General features: G+C 45.9%; 12 protein-coding genes. 6 read left to right on the top strand and 6 right to left on the bottom strand.

Annotated features, from left to right (window positions below; genetic code table 11):
- Positions 1–5: 5 nt before the first annotated feature.
- Entirely contained in the window at positions 6–449 is a 444-nt protein-coding gene (bamE, locus tag OM95_RS14495) for an outer membrane protein assembly factor BamE (protein WP_291516515.1), read from the top strand.
- Here the strand turns inward: bamE and OM95_RS14490 are convergent.
- The 6 genes from OM95_RS14490 to OM95_RS14465 all read right to left on the bottom strand — a co-directional run bounded on the left by OM95_RS14490 (position 439) and on the right by OM95_RS14465 (position 7,323).
- Positions 439–1,131 (bottom strand): hypothetical protein, encoded by a 693-nt coding sequence (locus OM95_RS14490; RefSeq protein ID WP_041875291.1) that lies wholly within the window; start codon positions 1,129–1,131, stop codon positions 439–441. The two genes, bamE and OM95_RS14490, sit on opposite strands and share 11 nt — an antisense overlap.
- A gap of 1 nt (position 1,132) precedes the next feature.
- Complete coding sequence (locus tag OM95_RS14485) at positions 1,133–1,771, bottom strand: matrixin family metalloprotease (RefSeq protein WP_041875289.1); 639 nt, start codon at positions 1,769–1,771, stop codon at positions 1,133–1,135.
- A gap of 92 nt (positions 1,772–1,863) precedes the next feature.
- The gene (locus OM95_RS14480) at positions 1,864–4,074 is read right to left on the bottom strand and encodes a phosphatidylserine/phosphatidylglycerophosphate/cardiolipin synthase family protein (RefSeq protein ID WP_291516513.1); all 2,211 of its coding nucleotides are present in this window, start codon (positions 4,072–4,074) and stop codon (positions 1,864–1,866) included.
- 140 nt (positions 4,075–4,214) lie between these two features.
- Positions 4,215–4,736, bottom strand: a complete 522-nt coding sequence (locus OM95_RS14475) for a hypothetical protein (protein ID WP_291516511.1) — start codon at positions 4,734–4,736, stop codon at positions 4,215–4,217.
- Positions 4,737–4,819: 83 nt separating this feature from the next.
- Positions 4,820–6,319 carry a long-chain fatty acid--CoA ligase gene (locus tag OM95_RS14470; RefSeq protein ID WP_291516509.1) on the bottom strand — a complete coding sequence of 500 codons (1,500 nt, stop codon included), beginning with the start codon at positions 6,317–6,319 and terminating at the stop codon, positions 4,820–4,822.
- Positions 6,319–7,323, bottom strand: coding sequence for a ketoacyl-ACP synthase III (locus tag OM95_RS14465; RefSeq protein ID WP_041875285.1), 1,005 nt, complete (start codon positions 7,321–7,323; stop codon positions 6,319–6,321). Before OM95_RS14465 ends, OM95_RS14470 begins: the two co-directional genes overlap by 1 nt.
- Before the next feature lie 146 nt (positions 7,324–7,469).
- Here OM95_RS14465 and fabG point away from each other — a divergent pair, with 146 nt between their 5' ends.
- The 5 genes from fabG (at position 7,470) to OM95_RS14440 (ending at position 11,613) form a co-directional block, all read left to right on the top strand.
- Entirely contained in the window at positions 7,470–8,219 is a 750-nt protein-coding gene (fabG, locus tag OM95_RS14460; RefSeq protein ID WP_041875282.1) for a 3-oxoacyl-ACP reductase FabG, read from the top strand.
- 46 nt (positions 8,220–8,265) lie between these two features.
- Positions 8,266–9,267, top strand: coding sequence for an alpha/beta hydrolase (locus OM95_RS14455; protein WP_041875280.1), 1,002 nt, complete (start codon positions 8,266–8,268; stop codon positions 9,265–9,267).
- Positions 9,264–10,040, top strand: a complete 777-nt coding sequence (locus tag OM95_RS14450) for an alpha/beta hydrolase (RefSeq protein ID WP_041875278.1) — start codon at positions 9,264–9,266, stop codon at positions 10,038–10,040. The genes OM95_RS14455 and OM95_RS14450 overlap by 4 nt, the downstream gene beginning before the upstream one ends.
- A 146-nt stretch (positions 10,041–10,186) precedes the next feature.
- On the top strand, positions 10,187–10,723 hold the full coding sequence (locus OM95_RS14445; RefSeq protein ID WP_291516507.1) for a cytochrome c: 537 nt from the start codon (positions 10,187–10,189) through the stop codon (positions 10,721–10,723).
- A 14-nt stretch (positions 10,724–10,737) separates the two neighbouring features.
- Complete coding sequence (locus OM95_RS14440) at positions 10,738–11,613, top strand: SCO family protein (RefSeq protein ID WP_291516505.1); 876 nt, start codon at positions 10,738–10,740, stop codon at positions 11,611–11,613.
- Positions 11,614–11,750 lie beyond the last annotated feature (137 nt).

Here is an 11,750-nt window from a genome sequence, read left to right as displayed (position 1 = left end):
GAACTATGCTCCGTTATTTGGCTATTCCTGTCGTTTTACTTGGTTTGCTGACGACAGCCTGTCAGACATCAATGCTGAAGCAATTTGGCGAAGTAAGACCTGGAATGGAAAAAGATGACGTTCTTGATTTAATGGGAAGCCCCTCTCGAACACAACGCTTTCAGGGTAAAGATCGTTGGACTTATGTTTTCTATGACGACCGCATTCGCTTTGAAAAGGAAGTACAGTTTTTCAATGGCAATGCCATTTATGTCGGCGACATTGCGCAACCTGAAGCAACGAAAACAGCTTCCGCCATAGATGCCATCAATGACCAAAAGAATAAAGAGATTGACGAGCAGATTGCCAAAGAGGTCGAACAGCATCGTCGTGAATACAGCGATTATGAAGCCAAGGCGCGCGGAGAAGACAAAGTCCGCTATGTTCCCGAATTCGAGTCTATTCGGTAGCTTTAATGACTAAAGGCTCTCCCAGAACAGAGATCACTTCATAGCCGTTAATTTGTAAAGTATCGCCAGGGTCTTCCGCATAAAATTTTACGCCGGTCCACGTCCATTCTGTGGGCCAGAACTCCACGACGTGACGAAAATATACCTTACCCTGCTCGCGTGAATTTTCCGCCTGAGTGGTGAACTCATATTGAGTGACGGGACTTTTAAGAATCTTCGAAAAGGGGATTGGCAAAGTGTCGATATGGCGTTGATCTGTGGCCACAGTACAGGGGACACGCAAAATCATTTGTGGAATTTCTCCGGAAAAGGCGATGCCCTCGGCGGCAAAAAGCAGATCGATGGTGGGATATTGTTCGCAGGCGAACACCTTACCTCCGGCGGCATTCTTCATCAGGAAAAGACCTAGTCGCATGGCTGGTCCCTGAGGGGTTTTTAAGACGGAGGCTTCTTTTAACACCTGATATTTGAAAGCCTTTTTAAATTCGTGCGCAGAAGCTTCAGACAAGTCGTAGTCAAAAGTGGTGACATTGACGGAAGGCCCGTCCTCGCTGGAAGCGACGAGGCGAAGCTGCGACACTTTTTTATTTAGCAGCAAGACACCAAAAGGCAAAGCCGCCAGGATCAGCATCAGACTAATCATTCGCGACATTTTTTGCAGATTCGTTTTTTCTTTTTTCATCTTAGTACTCGCATTTGATCGTCTCGCGATCGGCGGCGGTTAAAGAATCCCGTTTGACGGCACCATTCAATGTCGACCACATCACGCTAGGAACGGTGCGGTGTTTTAAACCCAAAACGTGTCCCAATTCGTGAATGAGCAGGCTTTCTAAGTGCACATCATATGGCGTCGTGGATTCTTCGATGAAGAAATTAAAGTACTTATTGTCAATCGCAATGTCGGACTCATAGATTTGAGCACCACGCCAGTAAAGGTTGGTAATCGCCTGAAGTGTTTTCTGATTTTCAGCCCAAGTCTTCATCCAATGAATCGTATTAACAGCATTACGCGAAACCTCGCCGCCCAAGCTCGCATTGGTTCGTTCGAAACGAAAAAGTGTCAAGCCTGCAGCATCGTTCCAGTGTTTGGCAGCTCTTTTGATGACTTCTTCATATTCGGCGGGGTAATCCGTGTGAAGTTGCAGGACAACCGGAATATTCATTTTCCAGGAAACTCTTTGCCCATAGCTGTTTTGTATAAAACCACAGTCGGTTTCCGCAGCGCTGGCTAAATGATCATCATCTCCGGGGCCCAAAGCGGGTCCTTGCTGGCAAGACACAAAAGTGACGGCAGCGAAGATGAGGAAAAGCAATTTATACATATTCCTCAGTTTACACGAAGTCGTTGCTTCTTAACTGGGAATAGAAGGCCGATATTTAAAGCTCGACTTAAGTCTTAGGACTAGTGTCGTGTTTAGAAATAGGAATCCGCCCAATCAATCAGGGTGCTATTGATCCAAGAAATTTTTTCTTTCGCGGTGATGCGCCGCCCGCCTTTCAGGAAATCTAAAACTTCTCGACGCATTTCTGTGGCAGTTGGTTCATGCAGAATCAAGGCGCCACTTTCCGTGTCGTGAATAAAGCTGCGACGATTCAGATTCACACTGCTGACAAAACTGAGCTTCTTATCAATAACCAAAATTTTCGCGTGCATGATCGAATGAGAATCCGTCCATTCGTAAATGTCCACGTTCTTTAAATGACGATTGATGCCCTCTTTGTTGACGTCCTCTGCGATCTGCGGAGTTCCATCACCGGCCAGATGAATGCGTGTCAAAATCTTCACTTTTACGCCTCTTTGTACTGCGCGATCGAGGGCGGCGCTAATAGCGACTGAAGGTCGAAAGTAGGGCGTGGTTAACAGAAGCTCTGACTGAGCTGAATCAATCATGTTGATGTAGAACTTTTCTAGCTGAAAGCCATCAAAGAAAGGCAAAGACATCACATGACGGACCAGCGGGTAAAGTTGGGGCAGAGCCGACAAGCGTGCGACCTGGCTTGCTGTGGCGACTTGCGGGATATTGACGTTAGTAGAACGAAAACGATTCGATTCGGGATCACGCATCCAGAACGAAAGCATTTGTGCCATCACGGACTGAATAAAAGGGTGACCGCGCATTTCAACTTCGAAATCATTGTAATAGATGTAAGCCTCTTCACCTTCGCCATAGTTTTTCAGATATTTATAAGCCTTATAAAAAGGTGTATCGCTAAATATATAAGAGTCGCGAATATTTCTTCCGCCGGTAATCAAGAAGCTGTCCTTCCAGTTTTTGGAAGAATAGCCCATCACGATTTTTGTGTGATTCACGCGGTGGAATTTATCAAGCCAAGAACCGTCGTTGGCCTCAGAAAGACGATACTTATAGTATTGTACTTTCACATTGGGCATGCCCCAAGCCAGCCATTCCAGAATTTGTTTGTCTTTTTTGGTCATGGTCACTTCAGGAACCAAGATGCGAATCTGAGTGCCACGGCCCGCGTGATAGCGAAGGGCCCGTGCCAGCACCATCCCGTAAAAATCCGCCGAAAAGTTCAAAGAAGAAACCCAAATAACGTCAAACTGAGGCGCTTTGTCGAAATTCAAAATAGCCATGGGGTTTTTATTGTTAAAGTCTTGGCGACTTAAGGTAGAACCAGTCAACGAAAGAACCCGGCGATTCATGGACTGATAGGGGTCTCGTAAATTCAAAAGCTTATCATAGGTTTGCGGGCAGGTCGTAAACAGATAGTCCTGCTGCCAGAAGAAGCTCGTGACATTGTTTCCGCCAAAATCACCGACGGGACGGGCGCACACATCGATTTGGTTTGTCAGCTTAATCCATTCTGGAGTGGTTATGGCGACGTCCTTCATTTTTATGGTATGAGTCCATGTTTTTGCCTTCTCCGGATCGTAGTATCGCAACTGACAGTTACGAACTATTGGTGCAAAACGAACGGAAATTTTTTGTCCATTATGCTTGTTGTAATACCAATTGAATTCATAAACCGGGCTGCGGGTTTCTTTCTGGAAAAATAAAAAGCCTGATTGATAGATAATATCGCCGTCACAGTCCAGTCGGGCTTTTAGATACTTCTGTCCTCGTTCATCATTTTCAGTCGCAAAGGGAGAGTTTTCCACGGGAAGATTATTCATCAGCCGCAACGAATAGGAAGAATAGAAGTTGTGTTCTAAAGGGAAGGGATTGTTGATTTGAATATCTTCATTCAAATACTCTTTTGGATTTGTGATCTCAACAATTTCTTCCTTGTTGAACAGGGGCGAACGGAAGGAAGCGGAAAACCAAGGGCCTAAGCCGTCCCATTCACGCAAAGAAAGTTTGGAGGAAAGAACATCGACCTCATGTTGACGGGCGCGCCAAAGACGGTCGATTTGATCGCGCACTTGCGGGTCTTGGTACAGTCGTCCGTCGAAAGCTTGTGGCGCGTTCAGGCCCTCTTTGGATTGGAAAAACTGTTGATTTCCTTTCCAGTCATTATTCCAAAATTTCGAAAGCTCCAGATCAATCTCTTGAATGCGATTGACGCGTTGATCGTCATAAACAACTGAACTCGGGGTGCGTTTCGCACTCGTGCATGCAGATACAAGAAAAAACAATGCGAATAAAACGGATCGACGTTTCATTCAGTGTTGTTCGGCTATCTATAGCAAAAGTTTAGATTTATCTGGATAATTTCTAAAATTGAGACAAGAAATTTTATTAAATCTTAAGAAAGATCTGAGAACAAAAAAGGAGGCTTTTCAGCCTCCTGCAAAGGTCGAGTTTAATCGAAAAATTCCGCCATGGCGTTATCATCACGGAAATATGTTTTGAAATCCGTATTAACGAAGGAACGTTCTGAAATGCGCCCTTCTGTGCAGCCCGCAAACTTATCTTCGCTTTCGTCTTCATAATCATAATCACAGCTGCCGATATCCCAGGCGCGCTCAGAGTAAGTGATCTTATAGCCCACAAGTTTTGCTGACTTGAAAATAGCCACAACTTCATCCAAACGAGTATTGCCTTCTGCGTGATAATCACCTTCAAGGATCGTATCTGCCCAGATGTTGGACTGTTGAATCATGATTTTTTTCAAAGCGGTTAAATCGTTGTTGGTCAACAGCGCAGATGTTTGTCCGTCACGGTAAACGACTGTGTGATAGAAAGGCTTTTTGCAAATATCGGTGCAAACTTGGTTGTACTGCTCCATCAGGTCATAGAAGTCGCGACCACCAACAAAAAATTGATCCGCTTGAGCCGATAGGGATAGCGTTGCCATAAACAGGAAGCCAAAAAACTTCTTCATAGGAATCCTCCGAGATGGCCGATATAAACGCCATTGCGCCCAAAAGTGCAATGCATATTTGGAATGATATTATCGACCGAACGTCAGTTGGGGGCCAATTCAACCAACTTGCGCTTTAGAATCTTGCCGCTATCACCCTTGGGTAGAGCAGGTAAAAACACAAAATGTTTAGGGATTTTGAATTTCGCAAGATTTCTAATACAATGTTGATGCAGATCTTCGGCGGTCAGGTCACTTTGTTTGGACACAACGAAAGCTTTACCTACCTCGCCCCACTTTTCATCGGGAACACCGATAACGGCGGCTTCTAATACAGCCGGATGCGCGCGAAGAATCTGTTCAATTTCAGGAGGATATACGTTTTCTCCACCAGAAATGAACATGTCTTTTTTACGTCCAACGACATAGTAGTAACCTTCGGAATCGCGGCGGACTAGGTCACCTGAATAAAGCCAACCCTCTTTGATTGTTTCCTGCGTCGCTTTTTCGTTATGCCAGTAGCCTTGCATGCACATCGGGCCACGCAAGATCAACTCGCCGACTTCGTTGTCTTTAAGTTCTTTGCCTTCCATGTCGACGACTTTGGCTTCAATGTAGAAATTTGGGAAACCAATAGAGCCGATTTTTCTAAGCGCATCTTCTTCGTTCAATGAAAAAACATTCGGGCCGAACTCGGTTAAGCCATAGCCTTGCCGTACAGGAATGCCTTTTTTGTCCCAGATACGAATCAATTCGATTGGCATCGGTTCGCCACCCACAATGGCGTAACGAATATTTGATAAATCCACTTGGTCGAATAAAGGAGAGCGCGCCATCATGTCCATTGTTGTCGGAACGCCGAAAAGCAAAGTCGCTTTTTCTTGGGCACTCAAGCTGAGGATCTGATCAGCGTCGAACTTTTTCAGAAATACGACCTTGGCCCCGCGATGAATGAAAGGAGTCGTTAAGACATTCCAGCCGCCGGTGTGGAAGAACGGTAAAAAGATCACCGTACAGTCGTTCTGGGAAATGTTCAGTCGTAAAGTGGTATTAATCGAGTTCCAGAAAAGCATCTTGTAAGTCAGGATCGCCCCTTTGGGAGCGCCCGTCGTTCCGGATGTGTACATGATCATCACAGGATCATTTTCCTGAGATGTGAAAGAGTAATCTTCGACGGCTGAGCTGGATTCAAGAAAGCTGGCAAAACTATTGTCGCCTTGCAGTTTCAGGAGTTCCGGTTTCAAGGAGGTAGGAAGATTTTCGACGATGCTGCGATACGCTTCTTGGAATAGTACCAACTTTGGCGAAGAATCGCTGATAATGTGATCTACTTCCCGTTGGGTCAGTCGGAAATTTACGGGCACCATAATGGCGCCTAAGCGTTGCAAAGCGAAGAATAGAAAAACGTATTCCAATTCGTTCATGGCCAGGACCGCAACGCGGTCCCCTTTGCGAATGCCAAATTGGTTGTGCAGATAGTGGGCTCCGCGATTGGCCAAATCAAAAAGTTTAGCGTAAGAAAATTCACGCCCGGTATCGCCATCTTTGATAGCGATATTATGAGGCGAATAAAGCTTCCATCGTTTTAGCCAATCCAGTTCCATTATGTGTCGTATCCCCATTCAAGAGCCAAGGCCGCCATGCTCATACCACCGCCAGAACCCAACATAAAGACCATATCACCTTTTTTCATTTTCTTTTGGCGAGCGGCATCCGCAATCGCCATTCCGATCGAAGCTGATCCCGTATAGCCGAAACGGTCCATAACGTAATGCGCGCGTTCGCGAGGCAAGTTCAGTTTATCCAGAGTTTCATAAATGCTTTGAACGTTAAACTGCGTAATAAAGAAGTGATTGATGTCATCAGGCTTCATGTGCAAACGATCCAGAAGCATGTTCGTCAAACGTGGCCAGTGAATGCCATTTGTTTCAGGCGGAATACGCTTAGGGAAAGCCAATAGATGACCTTTATTTTCGATCACCTCATGAGTCACAGGCTGGGCCGTTCCGCCAGCGTAAATTCCCATGTAGTCGTGATATTGACCGTCGGTGTACATTTGGCTGTCAATAAAGCCACGAGTATCTTTCGCCGGTTGAATCACCACAGCTCCAGCGCCGTCAGCAAATAGGGAAGCAATTTTGTAATCGTCGAAGTTCAGATATTTACTCATGCCATAAGCGCCGACGACGAGAATGTTTTTGTACTTTTCGTCTGCGGCAATGTATTTGGAGGCGATATCACAGCCAACCACGAAACCCGCGCAGGCCGTGTTAATGTCGTAAGTGCCGGCATTCACAGCGCCCATGCGATAGGCGACGACCGATGCCGTGGATGGAGAAAGATAATCAGGAGTGTCGGTGGACACGATGATAAGATCCAAATCTTTGGCCGTGATGCCGGCATTCTTCATCGCCTCTTCCGCAGCAGGCAGGATAAGATCTGAAGTGCGTTGATCTTTGTCCATCCAACGTCGCTCGCGAATGTTGCGGCTCTCACTTAAAAAAGTGCCGATGTCCTTCTTATAGAGATCGTTAAAATACTGATTGGAAATCACGCGTTCTGGCGCGTACATCCCGGTCCCTACGATTGTCGCGGTTCTTTTGCTCATCGTTTTATCCTTTGCAAATGGGCTCATCTACAAACCATTTTGTCGATTTGGCAAGAAAAGAAATTTAGTGCAAATACTCTATTCACAGAGCGAAAAAGTGCGATTTCCTTTGACGGGGTAGGGGCTCACTGGGGTAAGCCCATTTAATGACAAATATTACTTTTAATTTCAAAAATAAAAATGCGATCGTTACCGGCGGTGCCGCAGGTATCGGTTTTCAAATCACCCAAAAATTTCTAGAGGCCGGCGGAAACGTTTCTATCTGGGATTATTCTGAGCAGGCTTTGCAGACAGCAAAAACAGAATTTGCTAAGTACGGTGCGCAGGTGCACACGACGCAAGTGGATGTTACGAATCGCGACTCCGTTACGAAAGCGGCGGCCTCTTTGCCATGGGCTGTGGATATCCTTGTGAATAACGCCGGAATCACTCGTGACAAATCTTTTGCAAAAATGGGCGCAGAGGATTGGGATGCGGTCATCAGCACGAATCTGACGGGCCTATTCAACGTTACAAAAACATTATTGGAAAAATTCAACGCAAGTTCTAACCACAAACGAATCATCAATATCTCCTCCGTGGTTGGACTTTATGGAAACTTCGGTCAAACAAATTACGCGGCTGCGAAATCAGGCGTGATCGGAATGACGAAGACTTGGGGCAAAGAATTGGGTCGCAAAGGTTTTACATCGAACGCGATCGCTCCCGGCTTCATTATGACGGCTATGACGAAAGCGATGCCCAAAGAAGTTTTAGAAGGTATGGCTGCCAAAGTTCCAGTGACTCGCCTTGGTGAAACTGAAGATATTGCAAACGCATGTTTGTTCTTGGCAAGTGAGCAAGCCAGCTATATTAACGGCACCGTACTGAGTGTCGACGGTGGTATCGTTTTATAAGCGATCCATTAGATTGACGATCTGGCTAGAACTGAACGGGGGAATTATGAAATCAGTTTTGTTAGCGGTATTTGTGGTGATCTCTGCTTTATTTGTTTCGATAGAGTCGGTAGCTGAAGAAGAAGCTTTCAAAGGCTTTGTGGCTCTTTCGGCGCAAAAGGAACTTTTCGTTGATTATGTTCCTGCTCAGGGCAAGCAACCCACTGTCGTTCTCATTAATGGTCTTACCTACAGCACTCGTCAGTGGAACGGCTTCACAGAGGCTCTTCTTGCAAAGGGTGTCGGTGTTCTTCGCTACGATCCCATCGGGCAAGGTCAGACACTTTTGAAGTATGCTCCTGTCATGGCGCCTATTCCGTATCAGGATCAGATCGTCGATCTTAAAAGTCTTTTAGAAAAAATGAATATTAAAGGCCCTTATAATTTAGTTGGGCTGTCTTATGGTGGCGGCATTGCCGCAGGCTTTGCCGCTGCTTATCCAACACTTGTTAAGAATCTAGTGTTGATGGCTCCTTTCACACGTCCTTTGGATGGAACGGACAATTGGATTAAGGCGCAGATCTGGGCCACTCGCCAAATTTTCCCTTTCAACAAAATGTCTGATGATGATCTGTATGACTATTATCTCCACCAGATCGTTTATGCCACATATCCCCAGGCCGAGCCGATTGTGTTGGAGAACCCATTCAAGCTTGAGGCGACGTATCGCCTGGTGCAAGGCATTCGCAAAGCCCGCCCTATCGACTTGACTCATTTAATTCCTGCTCGTTCACTGCACTTGATGATCGCACGCCAGGATCAATACATTTCTACCAGCGTTTTGGACGAATATTGGGATGCAGTTCCAGAAGAGGCGCGCGCTAGCCGTCTTTATGTCAACGGGTCTGAGCATAAAATGGTCGAAGCTGTTCCAAACTTCACGGCGGCTTGGGTTTACGAGATCGTCAAAGGCAATAAGCGTCTTTACAAAGGCGACGACTTTGAAGGCTATCCATATCGTGGCGAAGTTCGTTCGGGGCAGGAAAATATCAAGGTGGGTCGTGAATGATTCACCACGAGATTAAACCCGGACTGGTTCCTCAAGACGTCTTTTTCATTCACGGCAATCTCGCTTCCAATCGTTGGTGGTTGCCTTCCGAAGAAATTTGGAAAAAAGCCGCAGCCGGAAAGAACTATCAAGGTTCTTTGATTTATGCCGAGTTTCGAGGGTGCGGAGGCAGCACTCCGCCGAACGGCGCTGATGAAGTGAATATGCATCTTTTTGCCGAGGACTTCATCGCCTTGATTCGCAGCCTGAATAAAGGGCCCGTGCATCTAGTTGGGCATTCCACAGGCGGTTTGATCGCGTCTTTGATGATGGCAAAAGCGCCTGAATTGTTTGGCAAGGCAGTTCTTTTGGATCCTGTTGGTGCCAAAGGTGTGACCTTTGACAATTCAATGATCGCTGCTTTTGAGCAAATGAAGCAGGATAAGAATCTGACTGGCGTGGTGTTGGGATCTACGATTCATAATAATAATCCTGAAAATAAATTCTTTAAGGATGTTCTGGTCGAGGATGCGTTTCACGCAGTTAAGACCGTAGGGCACTGGGTTTTAAAGGCTTTGGACGGGCTGGATGTTCGCGATGAATTAAAGAAAGTCCCGAATGAAGTTCTGGTTTTGCACGGTGAGCACGATAAGCTTTTGCCAGTGGAAGACTCAAAGGCCATGGCAGCCCTGTTTTCACGAGGACAATTTCAGGTTATTGATGGCTGGGGCCACTGTCCTAATATTGAATCTCCTGAAAAGTTCGTGGAAATTACCCGTAAATTCTTATTCTAATTCTTGTGATGCTTAGTGTCGCTCCTGAGGAACCTCGACCTGGGTTGGCTTAATTAGTTGCCGACCCATGTGTTTTAAGATAGTTAGATCAATACATTACAATATTGTGACAAAACTATTTTGCGTCTCCTAGGGAGTGCCCACCTATGTCTGAAAATAGAGATGAGTATAATCGTGCCGGTTTGCTTGCGTTCGCCTTTTCAATGGCGTTTTGCTTTGCTTTCTTCTTTTACCTAGTTGCTATCAACAAAGGTGTAGATTTGGCTGAGAACGTAATCGATCCTAATGCTCCAGTAGCGGAAGGCGCGGCTCCAGTCTTTGATATCACGAAAGTTACCGAACCTTGGGTTTCTTCTCCCGAGATGGTGGCTTACGGACAGAAAGTCTTTATGACGAACTGTGCGATGTGCCACGGTAACGAAGGAAAAGGCGACGGTGCTGCGGGTGCTGGATTGAATCCAAAACCTCGTAACCTTATTGAAGGTAAGTGGACTCAAGGTGAAGGCGCTATTGCTCACTTCAAAGTTCTAACTGTCGGTATTAAAGGAACTTCCATGGCTGCTTACGCTCATTTCAAGCCGGCTGACCGTTGGGCTCTAGTTCATTACATCGAATCTATCACTCAAAATAAATCTAAAGACGATCCTGCTAAAGTTGCTGAGTTTGCAAAAACAGCACAATAATTAAGGATTTATTAATGTTAAAAAACGCGTGTGTTTTTAAAATGAAAACAATGGGAATGCTGCTTTCTGCAAGCATTCTTGTCTTGTTTTCAGGAGCGCACGCCTACGACGGCAAACCGGCTCCCATGGTCGCAAGTGAAGCGCCCAAAGAGCTTGAAGGTGTCGGTATTGATGAAAAACTGGGTGGCAAAATTGATCTGTCTTTAAAAGTGAAAGACGACAATGGCCAGGAAGTGACCTTGGGGTCTTTTTTTGATGGTAAGCACCCCGTGATTATTTCTCCCGTTTATTTTTCCTGCCCCGGCCTTTGTAACTTCCATTTGAACGGTCTTACTGACGCTTTGAAGTTAATGGATAAGGATTGGACGGTCGGTAAGAAGTATAAATTGTTATCTATGAGTTTTGACTCAAAAGAGACACCCGACTTGGCGGCGAAGAAGAAAGAGACTTACATAAAGCTTTATGAACGTCCTGAAGCCGCAGCTGGTTGGCATTTTCTGACGGCAGATGAGCCCACTGTTCAGGCGATCACACAGTCATTGGGTTTTAAATTTAAGTGGGACGAGGCTGCGAAAGAATGGGCACATGCTTCGGCGGCAGTGATTATCACTCCTGACGGAACAATCTCTCGCTACCTACCTGGGATTATGTTTAATCCGCAGGATATCAAGTTGGCCTTAAACGAAGCGACCGAAGGAAAAATCGGCAGCATCGTCGACAACTTAGTGCTCTATTGTTTTAAGTATGACCCACATCAGAGCAAGTACACTCTGGCGGCTTTCAATCTTATGAAGGTCGGCGGAGCGGTGATGGTTCTGGTGATGGTATTATGGTTATTGCCGTTTTATATTCGCTCTCGCAGATCGAAGAACAACACGGCGGGGAGATAAAGGTACATGATGTGGTTTAATATTGCGAAGGCCCAATCCTTCATGCCAACGCAGGGGACCGAGATTGCAAAGCAGGTGGACAATCTGTACGGTTTCTTGCTGATTACAAGTTTCATCGCCTGCGTTCTTGTTATCGG

It is taken from the genome of Bdellovibrio sp. ArHS, from assembly GCF_000786105.1.
GTDB lineage: Bacteria > Bdellovibrionota > Bdellovibrionia > Bdellovibrionales > Bdellovibrionaceae > Bdellovibrio.
This window is presented reverse-complemented; position numbering and strand designations above follow the sequence as displayed.